Source organism: Polynucleobacter kasalickyi (assembly GCF_900176405.1).
GTDB classification, from domain to species: domain Bacteria; phylum Pseudomonadota; class Gammaproteobacteria; order Burkholderiales; family Burkholderiaceae; genus Polynucleobacter; species Polynucleobacter kasalickyi.
Window position 1 is genome coordinate 251,163 of record NZ_FWXJ01000003.1, and the last position, 19,837, is coordinate 270,999.

Here is a 19,837-nt window from a genome sequence, read left to right on the forward strand (position 1 = left end):
GGAAGTGGCAGAGTTGGTCGATAAGCCGGATTCTGTCGACCGAACTTTCGTTCGGGGGCAATCATTCCTCTAGACCCATTGTTACCAATGGGTTCAAGCTCTCTACCCGCAGGCTCAGCGAGTCGCCTCAACGCCTGCCTATTTGAGATTGCTCCGGGTGGAGGTTACCGCGTTTCACCGTAACTAAATACGCTCGTCTCTGTGGCCCTATTCCTCATGTCACCATGGATGGCCGTTAGCCATCACCCTACTCTATGGAGTCCGGACTTTCCTCCCCTTTTTCAAGCGGCGGTTGCCTAACCAACTCTGCACCGCTAGTCTAACCTAGAAATGACCATTCAAGGGACTTTCCCGCATTTAAAGGAACAATTTCTTCTGCACCGAACTGATACGACAAAGGAATCGTTTGTGAAGTTTTCTCTAGAGTGATTTTTCGGGTATTTCTCGGCAAGCCATAAAAATCTGGCCCCCTAAAAGAGGCGAAGGCTTCTAATTGTTGTAATTTACCAACAGACTCAAAGGCTTCAGCATAAAACTCCATCGCTTGTGGCGCCGTAAAGCACCCTGCGCAACCACATTCATGCTCCTTCAAATGTTTAGCGTGAGGTGCACTATCGGTGCCTAAGAAGAATCGATGCGAGTCGCTTGTGGCCGCATTGAGCAAAGCAATCCGATGCTTTTCTCGTTTTAATACCGGTAAGCAGTAAAAGTGAGGGCGAATCCCCCCTTGAAATATTGCATTGCGGTTATAAAGTAAATGGTGCGCGGTAATAGTTGCACCAATTTCACCAAGATTTTTTGTGTCGGCGGAATCCACATACTCGACAGCTTGGGCCGTCGTAATGTGTTCAAACACAACCTTGAGTTTTGGGTGGCGCATTCTTAATGGATGAAGCACTTCATCAATAAAAACAGCCTCACGATCAAATAAATCAACCTCTGATTTGGTAACCTCTCCATGCATTAATAGAGGCATGGCATGCTGTGCCATAGCGTCTAATACTTCGTCACATTTTGTCAGGTTTGTTACTCCAGCATCACTGTTGGTGGTAGCACCAGCGGGATACAATTTAAAACCAATAATGCCTGCTTCTTTAGCTTTCGCAATTTCAGAAGCCTTCGTATTGTCCGTTAAATACAGAGCCATTAACGGAGTAAAAGCTTGATCCTGCTCAGGTAAGCCCTTCAAAGCTTGCATAATTCTTGCCTGATATTGTTGGGCTAACTCGACCGAAGTGACCGGTGGCCTGAGGTTTGGCATGATGAGGGCACGTCCAAATTGTTTGGTCGTGTGGGCTAAAACATCTTTGAGGACAGCGCCATCACGAATGTGTAGATGCCAATCATCTGGTTGGGTTATGGTTAATTTAGTAGTAGATGTCATTTTATTTCACTTGAAATTCATTAAAAGTATTCTAAAGTCATTTACATTCGTCAGGGTTGGTCCAGTCATCACTAGTCCGCCGACTTGTGCGAAGAACCCATAAGAATCATGGATTGTTAGGTAATATTGACTATCTAAACCAAGCTCTTTTGCTCGGCCTAAGACTTCATCGTCAAAATAGGCTCCCGCATTATTTTCACTGCCATCGATGCCATCAGTGTCCGCAGCTAAAGCAGCAAAACATTTTCGGTCTTTAGATGCATCTAATAAAGCCAATAAAAATTCTGCACAACGTCCGCCGCGCCCCTTAATATGAGACGGGATAGTTACTGTAGTCTCCCCCCCCGAAATCAAAGCAACGGCTTGGTCTGGCTTACTGTTCAAAAACTCTTGTATTTGTTGGAGCTGTACTACCGCTTGCTCCTTAGATTCTCCACTAATTTGATCACCCAGGACAATCGCTTGCATACCTTGTGCTTCACAAAATTTAGCAGCGCTATGCAGACTTTGCATGGCCGTGGCATACACCTCATTGTGAATATGCAATACCTCTGGATCATTCTTCTTCAATGTTTCTGAGATTTTCCCCTCTACTCCATCTCTCAAATGCTTGAGTATTTTCGGACTAATTTGCGATTCATCCAATTGGTACTTCTGCAAAATATGGATGGCATCTAAATAAGTCGATGGATCAACGGCACAAGGGCCACTAGCAATATCAGCTGGTTGATCGCCAATCACATCAGAAATAATAAAGGCATGCACTTTGACACCCCTTGACACCGCCAACCGCGCTAAATTACCACCCTGGATTTGAGATAAATGCTTTCTCACCACATTCATTTGCTCAATGGGCGCTCCACTTCGCAATAATGCTTGGGTAAGCACTTGCATGTCTGTTAGTTCAATGCCATCCACCGGCAAGGTAAGTAAACTAGAACCACCGCCTGAGATAAGAACAATGAAATGGTCCTCTGGCTTTAGTTCCTGGACACATTTCAACATCTCTGTTGAGGCAGTAATGCAAGCTTGATCTGGTACTGGATGAGCGGCTTGTCGAACAATAATTTTTCTATTGGGTAATGGCGTTGCCACATCGTGCTCATACCTGGTCACAACCACCCCGCGGAACTGGAGATCGGGCCAATGAGACTGGGCATGTTTTTCAAAGGCGTCCGCCATAGAGGCAGCTGCTTTACCTGCTCCAATGACTAAGCAATTACCACTTAATCCATTTGGAAAAGATTTTTTTAGCGCTTGAGGTAGAGCAATTTGTGGATCTGCCACATTTAAGGCGGCTTGATAGGCTCCAAAAAGAACTTGTTTTGCACTAGCGAGTTTCATCATGATGATTAATTAACTTCCTCATCCTTTGCTTCTTTTTGTTGTAAATGCCAAATTTCAGCATATTTTCCCTGCAACTGGATGAGTTCTTCGTGGGTGCCACGCTCCACAATTTTGCCATCATCCATCACTAATATTTGTTCGGCATGAATCACCGTTGATAGTCGATGGGCAATGACTAAAGAAGTACGATTCACTGTTAATTTATCAATTTCTGATTGAATCGCATTTTCAGTTTTAGAGTCCAAAGCGGAAGTAGCTTCATCAAAAATAACCAAGGCTGGATTTTTTAATAGGGTACGAGCAATTGCGACGCGCTGCTTTTCGCCACCAGAAAGTTTTAAGCCACGTTCACCCACTGCTGTCTTATAACCATCGGGCAAACTAATGATGAAATCATGGATGTGCGCAGTCCGAGCAGCCATCTCGACTTCCTCTTGACTAGCGCCTGGCTTTCCATAAGTAATGTTGTAACCAATCGTGTCATTGAATAACACCGTATCTTGAGGGACGATACCAATTAATTTTCTTAAACTACTTTGTTGATATTGACTAATATCTTGTCCGTCAATCGTAATTTTTCCAGATTGGATATCGTAAAACCGGAACAGAAGTCTTGATAAAGTGCTTTTTCCGGAGCCACTATGGCCAACTACCGCAGTAGTTGTCCCAGCCTTAATTTCAAAAGAAACACCTTTCAATATGGCTCGATTAGACTCATATGAAAAATAAACATCATTAAAAACTACGTTAGGACCAAGTGCTGGATTGTGCAATTGCAAAGCTTTCGCATCTTGAATATCCTCTACCTCTTTATTCTTTGAGAGGATCCCAAACATGTTACCCATATCAATCAAGGCTTGTTTGATTTCTCGATAAATAACCCCTAAAAAATTTAACGGAATGTATAGCTGAATCATTAAGGTATTGATCAGTACTAAGTCGCCTAAGGTAAGTCTACCGTCCTCAACGCCGACTACAGCACGCCATAAAATAGCAATTAAACCAGTCACAATAATGCATTGCTGGCCAATATTTAAAACCGCTAAAGATTTTTGCGATTTGATGGCCGCAGCTTGATAACTCACTAAGAAGGTATCGTAACGTCTTGTTTCAAAGGCTTCATTGCCGAAGTACTTTACGGTCTCAAAGTTTAATAAAGAATCAATCGCCTTTTGATTGGCACTCGTATCCATTTCATTCATCTTGCGACGATATTTTGTCCGCCATTCAGTAATTTTTACGGTAAACAGGATGTAAAAAGCAATCGCTACAAAAGTAATTCCAGCAAAAACCCAATCATAGTTCCAGCCCAAATAAATTAAAACAATTAAAAACTCAATGCAAGTGGGCACAATGCTATATAAGGAATAAGAGATAAGAGACTGAATCCCGCGGGATCCACGATCAATATCTCTACTAACTCCACCTGTTTGCCGACCTAAATGAAAGCGTAAGGACATGGCATGCAAATGTTGGAAAACCTCAATTGCAATCTGACGGATTGCATTTTGGGTAACTTTAGCGAATAAGAACTCCCTTAGCTCAGTGAAGACAGAACTAGCGAGCCGCAACAAACCATAAGCAAAAATTAAACTTAATGGAAAAATTAAATACCGCTTCGGGTCATTGGGTGCAAAGGATAAGTCATCAATTAAGTGTTTCAAAATAATGGGGATACCAATATTGGAAACCTTCGCTAAGATTAAACAACTCATGGCTAAAGCCACCCTCAAAGGATACTTTAGTACATAGGGAAGCAATGTCTTAATGGTCTTAGCATCACCTAATTGATGAGGCGATGGAGCAGAAGCTTCCCTGTCAGCGGAATGACGCATAAATATATTTCCAAAAAAAATCCCACTGTTTAGGTGGGATTAAAACTTATAAAGTTGTTTGTGTAGTATTTCGCAAACGAATATGTAATTCCCTCAATTGCTTTTCATCAACAAAGCTTGGCGCTTGAGTTAAAAGACACTGTGCTCTTTGTGTTTTAGGGAAGGCAATCACATCACGGATCGAATCAGCGCCCGTCATCATGGTGACAATCCGGTCAAGTCCAAAAGCGATACCACCATGAGGAGGTGCGCCATATTTCAAGGCATCCAATAAGAAGCCGAATTTTGCTTGAGCTTCACTCGCGCCAATTTTTAGAGCCCGGAAAACTTCACTTTGGACTGACTCTTTATGGATACGCACAGAACCACCGCCAATTTCCCAGCCATTCAGAACCATGTCATAAGCCTTCGCTAAACAACTACCTGGATCTGTATCAAGGATACTTAAATGCTCGTCTTTCGGGCTAGTAAATGGATGATGACATGCCACCCAACGCGCATTCTCATCATCATATTCAAACATTGGGAAATCGACTACCCATAATGGCTTCCAAGCCTTTGTAAAGAGCCCTTTAGAACTACTCCATTCTGAGTGTCCAATTTTTACACGTAAGGCGCCCATCGCGTCATTTACTACTTTAATCGTATCAGCACCAAAGAAAATAATATCGCCGTCCTGCGCACCAGTGCGTTCTAGAATTGCTTTAACTGCTGCATCATGGAGATTTTTTACAATCGGTGACTGCAAGCCATTACGGCCTTCGGCAATTTGATTTACTTTAATCCAAGCAAGTCCTTTAGCACCATAAATACTCACGAATTTTGTGTATTCATCAATTTCACTTCTTGAAATCTCTGCACCACCTGGAATACGAAGACCAACTACTCGGCCATTATCAGAATTTGCTGGGCCTGAGAAGACTTTGAAATCCACATCTTTCATGACATCAGTTAGTTCAGTAAACTCTAAGTTGACGCGGAGATCTGGCTTATCAGATCCGTACTTTGCCATTGCCTCAGAATATGGCATTACAGGAAATGGATTGGCAAGTTCTACATCCATTACAGTTTTGAAAATATGACGGATCATGTTTTCAAATAAGTCACGAATTTCTAACTCATCCATAAAGGAAGTTTCACAGTCAATCTGTGTAAACTCAGGCTGACGATCTGCTCTTAAATCTTCGTCACGGAAACACTTAACAATTTGATAGTAACGTTCAAAACCTGCCACCATTAATAATTGTTTAAATAATTGGGGTGATTGAGGTAAGGCAAAAAATTGTCCGTCATGAACTCGTGAAGGCACTAAATAGTCCCTTGCACCTTCTGGTGTACTCTTCGTCAACATCGGCGTTTCAATATCAATAAAGCCAGAGTTATCCAAATATTTTCTGCATTCCATTGCAACGTTGTAACGCAAACGTAAGTTCTTTTGCATTTGTGGACGACGTAAATCTAACACGCGATGGGTTAGACGGGTAGTTTCTGAAAGATTATCATCATCCAATTGGAATGGTGGTGTTACTGACGCATTTAAAACAATCAATTCTTTACAAAGGATTTCAATTTTGCCAGTGGTTAAATCTGCATTTTGCGTTCCTTCTGGACGGGCTCTTACCAAACCCTTTACTTGAATACAAAACTCATTTCTTACGCCTTCAGCACTTTTAAATACATCTTCTCTATCTGGGTCACAGACAACTTGTACGAAGCCATGACTATCTCTTAAATCAATAAAGATCACGCCACCGTGATCACGTCTTCTATTTACCCAACCTGCCACACTGACTTCTGTGCCAATTTCTTTTTCTGTTATTAATCCTGCTGAATGACTACGAATTGACATACGAAAACCTTTTGATAAAAATGAATAATTAAAGTTATTGGCCTGCTGGAGGCACAGTACCCATCGAAACAATGTGCTTCAAAGCATCTTCGACGGAGATAGAAAGTTCAATGACACTATCCTTTGGTACGATCATAAAAAATCCTGATGTAGGGTTTGGTGTCGTAGGAACAAATACATGGATATGCGGGGTGCCTAGCTTTTCAGCAACTTCCCGCATAGGCGTTCCCGTCTGAAAAGCTATTGTCCAAGAATTTTGATGGGGGTAGCGAATCAAGACAGCTTTTTTGAAGGCCTCTCCACTACTCGAAAGTAAAGTATCAGATACTTGCTTCACACTGGAATAAATCGATCTGACAATTGGAATTCTGTTAAGAATTCGTTCCCAAATCTTTAACCACCAACGTCCAGCAAAGGTAATCGCAATCATTCCTGTCAGCATCATGCTGAAAATAACGATCAAAATCCCCACGCCTGGAATATTTCTAAAATCCCTCAATGGCATGGTTGAACTGGTAGGCATTACGGTAATAATCGCCGACATGACGGAACCAAAAACCCCGTCTAAGATGCCAAGAGCCCAGGTTATTACCCAAATGGTAATAGCCAACGGAGCCCAAACGAGAATCCCAGCGATAAAGTATTTTTTCATGATTTTTTGCCTTAATCCTCTATTATCCATCTTTTAAGTGCCAGATGGAAGATTAGAAACTCTAGGCGAGTGGTTCTGCGTCTCGAATTAAATTGGCAGGGACAAAAAGGCTACCCGCAATCATCCCCAACAAACTGCAGAGCAAGCCTATCATTTGTGGGGGAACCATGCCATCTGGATAGGCAAACTCAGCCAATAACCAGGTACTAATACCAAATAAAACCGATAATAGCCCTCCCATTGGGTTTGCTCTTTTCCAATAAATGCCAAAGACTAACGGAATAAAGGCTGCAACTAGAGTGACTTTATAGGCGCTTTCAACCATCTTAAAAATAGATAATTCGGAGTGCATCGCTAAAATAGTGACCATGACGGTAAAAACTAATACTGTTAGCCGCATCACTACTAACATCTGACGCGGGTTTAAATGTTTAAAAGCGCCTTTAATGATATTTTCAGAAATCGAGACCGAGGGTGCCAGTAGCGTGGCACTCGCACAACTCTTTAGAGCAGAAAGTAAGGCCCCAAAAAACATTACTTGAGCAAATAACGGCGTATGTTTCAGAATTAATTGCGGCAAAATCAATTGTGGGTCCGTTTCCATATTGGTTTTAACTAACTCTGGGTCAATCAAAGTTGCTGAGTATGCCAAAAACATCGGTAAGAAAGCGAAACAAAAATAGAGAACACCGCCTAAAATTGCGGCATTTTGGGCGATTTTAGAAGTTTTGGAAGATGTCACTCGTTGAAATACATCTTGCTGTGGAATGGAACCAAGCATCATCGTACAGAGTGCAGAAATAAAACCAATGATGGCGGTTGCATTCGCTTCCGGGAAAAAATTAAATAACCCGGCCTTATTTGCATGCTCAATGACTGTAAAAACGCCGCCTGTTAAACCAGTAATTTCATGCCCAATAAAAAATAGCCCGACCACAACAATGATCATTTGTAGAAAATCAGTAATTGCTACCGCCCACATTCCGCCAAAAAGAGTGTAGATTAAAACGCTTCCAGAGCCAATTAACATCCCAGTACTTTGACTAATACTACCTTCTGATGCCACATGAAAAACAAGTCCGAGAGCCATGATTTGGGCTGAAACCCACCCCAAGTAAGATGCTGCAATACATAGCGTAATTAAAATTTCGACCGTTCTGCCATATTTATCACGATAAAAATCGCCAATTGTTAGAAACTTCTTTTGATAAAGGGGTTTTGCAAAGAACAGGCCAACTAATATTAGGCAGAGCGAGGAACCAAATGGATCTGCCACCACAGCACCTAAGCCACCATTCAAAAATGTTGCTGGCGCACCAAGTACAGCCTCAGCACCAAACCAAGTTGCAAATACAGTGGCTGTGACCACATACATTGGCAAACTATGTCCAGCAGCAGCAAAATCGGTTGCATTTTTTACCTTTAAGGAAGCGAATAAGCCAATTGCAACCGAAATGATCCAATAAGCGATTACGTACCAAAAAAGCATAGCGAAGTATCTAGTTAATTAATAGTAGTAGGATGAAACCACCAGTGCAGACGCCGATGAAGAATACACTAACGAATTTCCATGCCACATTAGTCTTTTTGGACAGTTTCAACTCATTAATTAATTCATCTAATTGCTGTTCCTGCTTGCTGTTGATATTCTTTTCTAATAGTGTAGTGATGAGACGCGGAATCGTCGGAATGGTTTGAGCCCAATGTGGTGCTTCTTTTTGCATTTTATGAAAAAAGCCTTTAAACCCAATTTGCTCATTCATCCAGTTTTGCATAATTGGCTTCACGGTCTTCCACAAATCTAAATCAGGGTCTAACTGCCTACCCAATCCCTCCACGTTCAGCAAGGTTTTTTGGAGCAAAGTTAATTGCGGCTGAATTTCCACCTTAAAGCGTCTCGATGTTTGAAAGAGTCTTAATAAAACTAATCCTAAAGAGATATCTTTCAGTGGTCGATCAAAGTAAGGCTCACAAACTGCTCGCACAGCGCCCTCTAGTTCTTCCACTTTTGTTTCTGCTGGCACCCATCCGGATTCAATATGGAGTGCTGCAACTCGATGATAATCACGATTAAAAAATGCTAAAAAGTTTTGTACGAGATAGTTTTTATCCACCTCAGATAAGGTACCAACAATACCAAAGTCCAAAGAAATCAATCGCCCAAAGGTTTCTGGTGCAGTACTCACCATAATATTGCCAGGATGCATATCGGCATGGAAAAAACCATGTGCAAAGGCTTGTGTAAAAAACACCTCCACACCATCAACTGCAAGTAATCGTAAATCAACACCTGCTGCTTTTAGTTCATCTAGTTTTGCAATGGAGATGCCATCCATACGTTCCATGACCATTACATTAGGATGGCAAAAATCCCAATACACCTCTGGGATCATGATTTTTGTTGAGCCCTCAAAATTTCTACGTAATTGACTACAGTTCGCAGCTTCTCTTAAAAGGTCTAGCTCATCATGAATCGTTGTATCAAAACCTGCCACAACTTCACGTGGTTTAAGCCGCTTACCATCATAAGAAAACTTCTCAATCATGCGTGCAAGGCTATGCATCAGGGCTAAATCACTTTCGATGACTTTTATAATGTTTGGTCTTAGCACCTTAACGGCAACGGCTTTACCCACTAAATCAGAATTCTTAGCATCACCCTTCAAAACCCCAAAATGAACTTGCGCAATCGAAGCACTAGCAACGGGATCAACCTCAAATGATGCAAAAATTTCAGAGATAGGCTTACCCAATGCTTTTTCTACAATTCTGGCAGATTCTTCACTCGAAAACGGTGCCACCTGATCTTGTAGCTTAGCCAGTTCATCAGCAATGTCTTCAGGAAGCAAGTCTCGTCGCGTAGATAATACCTGACCAAATTTAATAAATACTGGGCCAAGAGCCTCTAAAGCCAAACGTAATCTTTCTCCCCGTGGACGGTTGCGAGAGGGGTTGAACTTGGCCAAGGGATAAATAAGCAGGGAAAGCAAACTAGGCCTTAGCGCTTTTTTTAGTAAATCAAATAAGCCATAAAACCATAGAATATGGAAAATTTTAATAATTCGACTTACTTTTTTCATGGTGTATTTTTATTCTGTAGATGTTGCATTAACCGCTCAATACGCTTTTCTGTTCGTTCAACATCATCTCTTAAAACTCTTAGCTCTGATTTAAATTGGCCGAGGGTCAATTGATCTACAAGAATGTTTTTTTCATTGACTAAATAGCCTTGAATGCCAGTCTTCAAATCTTGGATAGCAGCCTTGCCGTACTCCACCATCGTTTTTGACCGGTGGGTCATTTTGGCTGCAACTGCATCACCAAATAATCTTGATAAGTCTTCTTCTACTTCCCAATGTAAATCCGTTGCCAATCGATTCAGGTCAGAAGCAAGGTCAACATCTCCGGCAATTTTTATATGTCGAAGTGCCGCCGTTTTACCCCCAGAAAGATAGCCCCATACTGCATCTTGACTCACAGAAAATGTGACGGAGGGCTGAATAATTGTTTTCTGGTCAAGTGACTCTTTCATTACTCCATCCAGTGATAACTGGGGATTGGAAAAATATCCGCCGATGATTTGCAACATGACTTCACCCACAGGTAACTCGAGTAATAAGACCTTTCCATCATGTTGAGACAATAGTCGATGGGCCCATGCTTCCTGTCTTATCAGATGGTTTAATGCTTTGCAGGTAATGTCAACAAATGGCAACATGTAATTGTTAGAACTTATAACCAATATGAAGGGCTACAATCCCCCCCGTAAATCGATGCACATCAACCCGATCAAAGCCACTTTCTAGCATCATTTGTTTTAATGTTTCTGCATCCGGATGCATCCGAATGGATTCAGCTAAATATTTATAACTTTCTGAATCATTGGCAATTGTTTTACCTAACCAAGGTAACACTTTAAAAGAGTAAACATCATAGATCGGCTTCAGTTGATCAATTGGCTTTGAGAACTCTAGCACCATCGTCTTACCACCTGGTTTAGTCACCCGACACATTTCTTTTAAGGCGAGTTCTTTATGCGTCATATTTCTTAAGCCAAAAGATACCGTCACTAAATCAAAGTAATTTTTTGGGAAAGGGATTTTCTCAGCATCTAACTGAACACAAGGCAAAATTGCCCCCTGATCAATCATGCGATCACGACCAACTTCTAACATCGAAGAATTAATGTCACTTAACCAGACTTCACCTGTGGACCCAGCTTTTTTCGAAAAGGCGAGTGCAAGGTCTCCAGTACCTCCAGCAATATCTAAAACTTTTTGACCATTTTGTACATTAGCAATACCAGTCGTAAAAAATTTCCAAATACGATGCATGCCAAAGGACATTAAATCATTCATGATGTCGTATTTATTTGCTACGGAGTGAAAAACGCCAGCAACTTTATTGGCTTTTTCTGACTCATCAACTTTTTGATACCCAAAATGGGTTTGTGCCATCTTTTTAACTCCAGTTATTTCATTGGTGTGTCACGCGTGACACCTGCGGCTTCTAATTTGGCTAAATACTCCTGCCACATCCCCTCTTGGTTCTGAGAAAGCTCGAGCAGATACTCCCAAGTAAATAGTCCAGAATCATGACCATCAGTAAAGGTCGGTTTAATTGCGTAATTACCAACTGGCTCCAGACTCAAAATACTCACATTACGCTTACCAGTTTGTAATACTTCCTGACCAGGTCCATGACCCCGTACTTCGGCAGAGGGTGAATGGACTCTTAAAAACTCAAAAGGTAAAAGATACTTATTTTGATCCGCATAAGTCAATTCAAGCACTTTTGATTTTTGATGAACTACCAAGTTTTCAGGTACTGGAGCTTTGATCATACTAATACCCTTTCGATACCACCTTCGTTAGCATTTTTAACAAAATCAGCCATCCAATTTTGTCCTAAAAGATGATTCGCCATTTCCACCACAATGTAATCTGCAGTAGTTCCAGAATCTTCATCAAACCGAGATAACCCCTGTAAACAAGATGGACAGCTAGTCAGAATTTTTACATTACCGTCAAAGTTCTCTTGTAAGTTGGAAGCGCCCTTTTTCATTTCAATTTCTTTTCTAAAGCGAATCTGCGTTGAAATATCAGGACGAGTTACTGCCAAAGTCCCAGACTCTCCACAGCAACGATCGTTTTTAGTGATTTGCGTATCATCAGCTAACTGAATTAGTTGATTCACTGTTTTCAAAGGTTCTTGTAGTTTCATTGGTGTATGGCAAGGGTCGTGATACATATAACGAGTACCTTGTACCCCCTCTAAACGAATCCCTTTTTCTAATAAGAATTCATGAATGTCAATGATCCTACAACCAGGGAAAATTTTCGCAAATTCATATCCTGCAAGTTGGTCATAGCAAGTACCGCAGGATACAACCACTGTCTTAATATCAAGGTAATTAAGGGTATTTGCAACTCGATGGAAGAGCACTCGATTATCCGTGATGATCTTATCCGCTTTATCAAAGTCACCCGCACCTTTTTGTGGATAACCACAACATAAGTACCCAGGCGGTAATACTGTTTGCACACCCGCTTCCCACAGCATCGCTTGCGTTGCCAGACCAACTTGAGAAAAAAGTCGCTCGGAGCCACAACCCGGAAAATAAAAGACCGCCTCTGAGTCCACGGTGGTTGTTTTAGGGTTGCGAATAATTGGCACAATGGAGGAATCTTCTATATCAAGCAATGCGCGAGCCGTTTTTTTCGGTAAATTACCAGGCATTTTCTTGTTAATAAAGTGGATCACTTGCTCTTGCATAGCAGGTTTGCCAAGACTCTTTGGTGGCAGTGCCGTTTGTTTTTTTGCTAACTTTTTAAAGAGTTCATTAGCTAAGCGCTGAACTTTATAACCTGTTTCAATCATGAGCGTTCTAGCCAACTTAATCGTTTCAGGATTGGTCGCATTTAAAAAGAACATGGCAGCTTGAGCGCTTGGATTAAACTTTTTCTGACCCATCTTACGCAGTAAATTCCGCATATTCATGGTGACATCACCAAAATCAATCTTCACCGGACATGGGGTAAGACACTTATGGCAGACCGTACAGTGTGCCGCCACATCATCAAACTCTTCCCAATGCCTAATAGAAATTCCACGACGCGTTTGTTCCTCGTATAAGAAGGCTTCAACGAGAAGTGAAGTCGCGAGAATTTTGTTACGCGGACTATATTGTAGATTTGCTCTTGGCACGTGGGTCGCACAAACCGGTTTACATTTACCGCAACGTAAACAGTCTTTAATACTGGCAGAAATTGCCCCGATTTCGCTTTGCTGCATGATTAATGACTCATGCCCCATGAGACCAAAACTTGGTGTGTAGGCGTTATTTAAGCCGGCACCAGGCATCAACTTACCTTTATTAAAGTGGTTGTTTGGATCCACTTTCAATTTGTAGGCTCTAAACTCCTTGAGTTCGTCATCCGTCAAATACTCTAATTTAGTGATGCCAATCCCATGTTCGCCGGAAATAACGCCGTCGAGTGATCTGGAGAGCGTCATGATCCTACCTACTAGGTCATGTGCTTCTTGCATCATTTCGTAATCATCTGAGTTAACCGGAATATTTGTATGCACATTGCCATCACCAGCATGCATATGTAAGGCAACAAACACACGCTTTCTGAGGATTTTTTTATGAATCGCGTTACATTCATCCAAAATTGGCATAAATGGCGCGCCCATAAATATTTGACGCAATTTAGCTCTTACATCTAATTTCCAAGAAACTAAAATCGACCGGTCTTGCAACTGTGAAAAATATTGAGTTTGATTTTTTGCATAATCGACCCAACGTGCTTTAACCTCTCGAATAAGCTCAAGTGCTTTGGTGACCCGATCTTCGAGTAAATCAGCAGAGGCAATTTCTGCAGCGTCATCGGATTTACCTAGCGGCATCGTACCGTTTGCAAAAAAATCCTCTAAAGCGTCGAGTAAAGCGATTTTATTTTTTAATGACATCTCAATATTGAGATATTCAATACCGTCGGTATATTCGCCCATTCTTGGCAAAGGAATAACAACGTCTTCATTAATTTTGAATGCATTCGTGTGCTTTGAAATAGCTGCCGTTCTAGCTCGGTCGAGCCAAAACTTCTTACGCGATTCTGGGCTAATTGCCACAAAGCCTTCGCCAACTCGCTGATTAGCAATCCGAATCACTTCACTTGCAGCAGTTGCCACTTGATTCGCATCATCACCGACGATATCGCCAATGAGAACCATCTTCGGCAAGACATTACGTCTTGACTTCGTCGAGTAGCCAACAGCTTTAAGATATTTCTCGTCTAAATGCTCAAGTCCAGCAAGAATCGCGCCACCTTGCTTGGTTTGTTGATCTAAATAGTCTTTAATTTCTACAATACTCGGAATAGCATCCCTAGCCTGACCAAAAAACTCTAAACAAACCGTACGAACCTCTTTTGGCATTCTGTGCAAAACCCATTTCGCACTAGTAATGAGGCCATCACAACCTTCTTTTTGAACACCAGGCAAGCCTGACAAAAATTTATCAGTCACATCCTTACCGAGTCCAACTTTCCTGAATTTGCGACCTTCAATCACTAAGGTTTCTTGATGGATCACTAATTCACCTGGTGCCTTATTACCATCCGACAAAGTACATTGAAAAGTAGCAACCGGTGCATCATGAATTTTGGACAAGTTATGGTCCATCCGCTGAATTTCTAACCAATTGCCATTCGGATCGACCATTCTCCACCACAACAGATTATCTAATGCAGTGCCCCATAAAACTGCTTTTTTACCACCAGCGTTCATTGCAATATTGCCGCCAATACAACTGGCTTCAGCAGAAGTTGGGTCCACCGCAAATACTAAGCCAGCTTTGTCGGCAGCATCAGCCACAGTTTTTGTAATCACCCCTACTTCAGTAAAAATAGTGGCTACATCTTGTTCATTTCCTGGGATTTTGCCAACACTCACTGGAGAAATCGTTAATAACTTCTCAGTATTAATCACCGCTGACATAGGCGTCATCGGAATGGCACCACCTGTGTAACCCGTTCCACCCCCGCGAGGAATAATCGTAAGGCCAAGTTCAATACAGCCTTTTACTAAATTGGGGATTTCTAATTCATCGTCTGGGGTTAAGACTACAAAAGGATATTCCACCCGCCAATCAGTTGCATCTGTTACGTGTGCAACTCTCACAAAGCCATCAAAACCAATGTTGTCTTGGGCGGTAAACTTGCCGAGTACTTTTTTTGTCTTGATACGTAATTCGCGCGCCAACACGAGTTCCTGAGAGAAACTCTTCACCGCGCCTCTAGCAGATTCAATCAGTTGACGAACCGGAATTTCTAAATTTTTAGTAACGCGTTTTTCTATTTCACTTAAACGATGCCACAGCGCATCAGTTAATGCAGTTAATCTTTTTGGATTATCGAGTAGGTCATCCTGCAAGTAAGGATTTCTTCTAACGACCCAAATATCTCCCAATACTTCGTACAGCATCCTTGCGGATCGCCCCGTTTTACGCTCACTGCGAAGTTCATTCAAGGTGTTCCATGCGGACTCCCCTAATAAACGAATGACGATCTCTCTATCCGAAAAAGAGGTGTAGTTATATGGGATTTCTCGCAACCTAGATGGCGGATTGGCTAATTCCCGAAGGGGTTCTAAATTCAGGGGTGCGTTCATATTCAATGCTCAGTAAATATTCATTCTAATGGAGGGGGGAATTCTTTGCTAAAACTGCCTTTATTTGGATTTTTGACTGTGATAACCATTTAATAACGGAACTGTAAAAATGTTGCGACAATTATTATGTATCGTACTGATTTACCAATCAACATATAAAAAAAACAAGGGGTCAAGGGTAATTTCATCCACCCTGCAAGACCTGATAACACATCACCAATTACTGGCAGCCAACTAAAAACCAGGAGCTTCGAACCATACTTATTCATATACATCAATAACTTAGGGTGATTTTCAAATTTTGAAGAGCTGGTTATTAAGCGATTACTCAGTGCACCCAAATACCAAGTGCTTACACCACCCAAAGTATTTGCAATCGAAGCAATCGCTAAGGCATCTAAATACTTCTCAGGATGGATCTCTAAAAAACCCAAAAGATAAGGCTCAGATCCAAAAGGCAAGACAGTTGATGCCAGAAAAGAAGTTACTCCAATAGCAAATAACCCGACCTCTGTGATCGATAAAAATTGCCAAATTGCCTCAAAATATGTGCTCATGTGGCATTTTATCAAATTGAAACTCAATTTCCTTTTCGCCATCGCCGAGCGATACCACTAAAATAGGTAACTATTGTTCACTTTGAGAATTGCACTCATAATATATCCATGCCACATTCCTACTTAAGAAGAATCCTCAATGCCAAGGTCTATGACGTTGCTAGGGAAACCGAGTTGCAACCTGCTAGACATCTTTCGACTAAACTCAAAAATAAAGTTTTTCTGAAGAGAGAAGACAACCAACCTGTTTTTTCTTTTAAGCTCAGAGGCGCATACAACAAAATGGTGCACTTAAGTACAGAAGAATTAAATAAAGGGGTCATTGCTGCTTCTGCAGGTAATCATGCTCAAGGTGTCGCTCTTGGCGCGGCCAAATTGCAATGCCAAGCAACAATTGTGATGCCGACAACCACGCCCAAATTAAAAATTGATGCCGTCAAAGAAAGAGGTGGTAAGTGGGTAAAAATCGTTTTGCATGGCGATTCTTACAATGACGCATATGACCATTCAATGTTACTCAAAGAAGAGCAAGGCTTAAACTTTATTCATCCGTTTGATGATCCAGACGTCATTGCTGGACAGGGCACGATTGCGATGGAAATTTTGCGTCAACACCAAGGACCAATTGACGCCATTTTTGTGGCGATTGGTGGTGGTGGACTGATTGCTGGGGTTGGTGCTTACATTAAGTCCGTACGCCCCGAAATAAAAGTGATTGGTGTGCAAACTGTCGACTCAGATGCCATGCGACAGTCACTCGCAGCCGGTAAAAGGGTTGAACTTAAAGATGTTGGTTTATTTTCCGATGGAACTGCCGTTAAATTAGTTGGTAAAGAGACATTTAGGCTATGCAAGGAAGTTGTCGATGACATCATCACCGTCGATACGGATGCCATTTGTGCAGCTATCAACGATGTTTTTGCCGATACTCGCAGTATCTTAGAGCCGGCTGGTGCACTCGCGATTGCTGGCCTGAAAGCTTATGTAGCCAAACATCAAATCGAAAATCAAACTCTCATTGGCATCGCTTGCGGTGCCAATATGAACTTTAATCGCCTACGATTTGTCGCTGAGCGTGCTGAGGTAGGAGAAGCAAAAGAATCTGTCTTTGCAGTAACAATTCCCGAAGAACGTGGGAGTTTTAGGCGGTTCTGTGAAATTATTGGGAAACATAACGTTACTGAGTTTAATTATCGTATCGCTGACTCCGCAAAAGCACATATCTTTATCGGCATTGCTACCAACAATTTAAATGATGGTTTACAAATTGCCAAGACCTTCACGAAGGCTGGTTTTGAAACACTCGACCTCACCTCTGATGAAATTGCCAAGTCCCATTTACGCCACATGGTTGGCGGTCGTTCTGATTTGGCTGAAAATGAACTGGTTTATCGATTTGAGTTTCCTGAGCGGCCAGGGGCATTGATGCGGTTTTTAAATTCGATGTCGCCCAATTGGAATATTAGCCTTTTTCACTATCGCAATCATGGTGCCGACTATGGAAAAATCTTAATTGGAATGCAAGTTCCGCCCAAAGATAAGAAAATATTTAAAGAGTTTTTAAAACAAACTGGATACCGTTACTGGGACGAAAGTAACCATCCTGCTTATCAACTTTTCCTCAAATAAATATGAGCTTTTCTCTCTCCGGAAAATTAGTGGTCGCGATTTCTTCGCGAGCATTATTTGATTTTGAAGAAGAGAATCGTATTTTTGAAGCGACGAATGACAGCGCCTACATGCGCTTACAAAATGACCGTCTAGAAATTCCAGCAAAAGCTGGAGTGGCCTTCCCGCTTGTGGAGAAGTTGTTGAGATTTAATTCCGCAGATACCTCTCGGGTAGAAGTCGTCATTTTATCTAGGAATGACCCAGTTAGTGGTCTAAGAGTTTTCAGATCAGCCAAACATGCAGGGCTTAAATTAGAACGTGGAGTCTTTACTAGAGGACGTCCGCCTTATCATTATTTGAGATCTTTGCATGCTAATTTATTTTTATCCGCGAATGAAAGTGACGTTCGAGAAACCTTAAACGCCGGCTTTCCTGCCGCTCTAGTGTATCCCCAATCCTCGAAGCTAGCCGAGTCAAATCCCAATGAAATCCGGATTGCATTTGACGGTGATGCTGTTTTATTTTCAGATGAATCTGAACGTATTTACCAAGAGAAAGGCCTCGATGCCTTTGTAGCACATGAAATCACTAGGGCACAAATTCCATTGCCTCCAGGCCCCTTTAAGCCACTCTTAGAAGCACTTCATCAACTCCAAAACTCTGCTGGAAGTACCCCAATGCGAATCAGAACTGCCTTGGTTACAGCTAGGTCTGCACCCGCTCATGAAAGAGCGATTAGAACGCTCATGAGCTGGGGAATTGATATTGATGAAGCCATGTTTCTAGGTGGTTTAGACAAGTCTGATTTCTTAAAAGAATTTGAGCCAGACTTCTTTTTTGATGATCAAACGGGGCATTGTGAAAAAGCTGCGGAAGTTGCCCCGACTGGACAAGTGATGTCTGGTATTTCTAATCATAAAACTCCTTCTTCCTCATGACAGATCAACACACAGAAGCTACCGTACTTAATGCGCCCTTGGGCAAAGAGGTTGCCTACCCTACCACTTACAGCCCCGAGCTGTTATATCCAATTTCTCGTTCAATAAACCGAAAATTGTTAAATTTTTCAGGCACCCTGCCTTTTATGGGCGCTGATATTTGGAATGCTTATGAATTAAGCTGGTTAGGCCCGAGAGGAAAGCCTGAAGTGGCGATTGCTCAATTTCAGATACCAGCCAATTCACCCTTCATTATTGAATCCAAGTCTTTCAAGTTGTATTTAAATAGTTTGAATTACGCTCAATTTAATGACCTATTAGATGTGAAAGCTGCCCTAGAAAATGACTTGTCACAAGCAATTGGCACAAAAATTAAAGTCACTTTATTAACGCCTGAGGATTGGGATAAAAAAGAAACTCCACCCTTACTTGGTAAATGTATGGATCGTCTGGATGTGGAAATTGATCCATCGAAGGCTCCCGATGCGAACATTCTGAAAGCTGATTTTACCGCCGGTCAAGTTGAAGAAACCCTGTATACAAACTTACTCAGATCCAATTGTCCGGTGACTGGGCAACCAGATTGGGGAACGCTAATTATTCAATACAAGGGGCCGCAGATTGATGAGGCAAGTTTACTCACCTACATCATTGCGTTCCGTAACCACCAAGAGTTTCATGAGCACTGTGTAGAGAAAATATTTTGCGATGTGAAGGATAAGTGTCAAGCAACTGAGCTCAGTGTATACGCGAGGTATACGCGTCGAGGTGGCCTAGATATCAATCCATTTAGAACGAACTTTAATGCTCCATGGCCCTTTAATAGTAAATTAGCACGACAATAATTTCGTCATACTTTTGCTCAAGCATTGACATCCTCCCCGCCCTAAAGGACGGGGATTCCTACTGAGCTCAGGCTGCTAGAGCTTGAGTCACTTCGGCGGGTTCCTGCTTCACAGAGTGGTCTGACTGCCCCAACTCTCCACAG

General features: G+C 41.9%; 15 protein-coding genes and 1 other RNA gene. 3 read left to right on the plus strand and 13 right to left on the minus strand.

Annotated features, from left to right (window positions below):
- Positions 1 to 5: 5 nt before the first annotated feature.
- From rnpB to B8983_RS04650, 13 genes are all read right to left on the minus strand, one after another.
- An RNA gene (gene rnpB / locus B8983_RS04590) (RNase P RNA component class A) lies at positions 6 to 308 on the minus strand.
- Between the two features lie 11 nt (positions 309 to 319).
- Positions 320 to 1,384 (minus strand): dihydroorotase, encoded by a 1,065-nt coding sequence (gene pyrC, locus B8983_RS04595; RefSeq protein WP_084282943.1) that lies wholly within the window; start codon positions 1,382 to 1,384, stop codon positions 320 to 322.
- 6 nt (positions 1,385 to 1,390) lie between these two features.
- Positions 1,391 to 2,731, minus strand: coding sequence for a glycerate kinase type-2 family protein (locus B8983_RS04600; protein WP_234986893.1), 1,341 nt, complete (start codon positions 2,729 to 2,731; stop codon positions 1,391 to 1,393).
- Positions 2,732 to 2,736: 5 nt separating this feature from the next.
- Complete coding sequence (locus B8983_RS04605) at positions 2,737 to 4,566, minus strand: ABCB family ABC transporter ATP-binding protein/permease (RefSeq protein WP_084282944.1); 1,830 nt, start codon at positions 4,564 to 4,566, stop codon at positions 2,737 to 2,739.
- 46 nt (positions 4,567 to 4,612) lie between these two features.
- A complete protein-coding gene (gene aspS, locus B8983_RS04610) occupies positions 4,613 to 6,415 on the minus strand; it encodes an aspartate--tRNA ligase (protein ID WP_084282945.1) in 1,803 nt (600 codons plus the stop codon).
- A 34-nt stretch (positions 6,416 to 6,449) separates the two neighbouring features.
- A complete protein-coding gene (locus B8983_RS04615; protein ID WP_084282977.1) occupies positions 6,450 to 7,067 on the minus strand; it encodes a DUF502 domain-containing protein in 618 nt (205 codons plus the stop codon).
- Between the two features lie 61 nt (positions 7,068 to 7,128).
- Positions 7,129 to 8,556 (minus strand): high affinity choline transporter 1, encoded by a 1,428-nt coding sequence (locus tag B8983_RS04620; RefSeq protein WP_084282946.1) that lies wholly within the window; start codon positions 8,554 to 8,556, stop codon positions 7,129 to 7,131.
- 10 nt (positions 8,557 to 8,566) lie between these two features.
- Positions 8,567 to 10,147 (minus strand): ubiquinone biosynthesis regulatory protein kinase UbiB, encoded by a 1,581-nt coding sequence (ubiB, locus tag B8983_RS04625; protein WP_084282947.1) that lies wholly within the window; start codon positions 10,145 to 10,147, stop codon positions 8,567 to 8,569.
- The gene (locus B8983_RS04630) at positions 10,144 to 10,785 is read right to left on the minus strand and encodes a ubiquinone biosynthesis accessory factor UbiJ (RefSeq protein WP_084282948.1); all 642 of its coding nucleotides are present in this window, start codon (positions 10,783 to 10,785) and stop codon (positions 10,144 to 10,146) included. Before B8983_RS04630 ends, ubiB begins: the two co-directional genes overlap by 4 nt.
- A 7-nt stretch (positions 10,786 to 10,792) precedes the next feature.
- On the minus strand, positions 10,793 to 11,524 hold the full coding sequence (gene ubiE / locus B8983_RS04635; protein WP_084282949.1) for a bifunctional demethylmenaquinone methyltransferase/2-methoxy-6-polyprenyl-1,4-benzoquinol methylase UbiE: 732 nt from the start codon (positions 11,522 to 11,524) through the stop codon (positions 10,793 to 10,795).
- Between the two features lie 14 nt (positions 11,525 to 11,538).
- Positions 11,539 to 11,910 carry a gamma-butyrobetaine hydroxylase family protein gene (locus tag B8983_RS04640; protein WP_084282950.1) on the minus strand — a complete coding sequence of 124 codons (372 nt, stop codon included), beginning with the start codon at positions 11,908 to 11,910 and terminating at the stop codon, positions 11,539 to 11,541.
- Positions 11,907 to 15,743 (minus strand): DUF3683 domain-containing protein, encoded by a 3,837-nt coding sequence (locus tag B8983_RS04645; protein ID WP_084282951.1) that lies wholly within the window; start codon positions 15,741 to 15,743, stop codon positions 11,907 to 11,909. Before B8983_RS04645 ends, B8983_RS04640 begins: the two co-directional genes overlap by 4 nt.
- Before the next feature lie 89 nt (positions 15,744 to 15,832).
- Entirely contained in the window at positions 15,833 to 16,300 is a 468-nt protein-coding gene (locus B8983_RS04650; protein WP_084282952.1) for a YqaA family protein, read from the minus strand.
- A 108-nt stretch (positions 16,301 to 16,408) separates the two neighbouring features.
- Here B8983_RS04650 and ilvA point away from each other — a divergent pair, with 108 nt between their 5' ends.
- From ilvA to queF, 3 genes are read left to right on the plus strand one after another with little or no spacing between them, the layout of a single operon-like run.
- A complete protein-coding gene (ilvA, locus tag B8983_RS04655; RefSeq protein ID WP_084282953.1) occupies positions 16,409 to 17,929 on the plus strand; it encodes a threonine ammonia-lyase, biosynthetic in 1,521 nt (506 codons plus the stop codon).
- Between the two features lie 2 nt (positions 17,930 to 17,931).
- Positions 17,932 to 18,849: a 5'-nucleotidase gene (locus tag B8983_RS04660; protein ID WP_084282954.1), complete on the plus strand. Its 918-nt coding sequence runs from the start codon at positions 17,932 to 17,934 to the stop codon at positions 18,847 to 18,849.
- Positions 18,846 to 19,694, plus strand: coding sequence for an NADPH-dependent 7-cyano-7-deazaguanine reductase QueF (gene queF, locus B8983_RS04665; RefSeq protein WP_084282955.1), 849 nt, complete (start codon positions 18,846 to 18,848; stop codon positions 19,692 to 19,694). The genes B8983_RS04660 and queF overlap by 4 nt, the downstream gene beginning before the upstream one ends.
- The last annotated feature ends 143 nt before the right edge of the window (positions 19,695 to 19,837 follow it).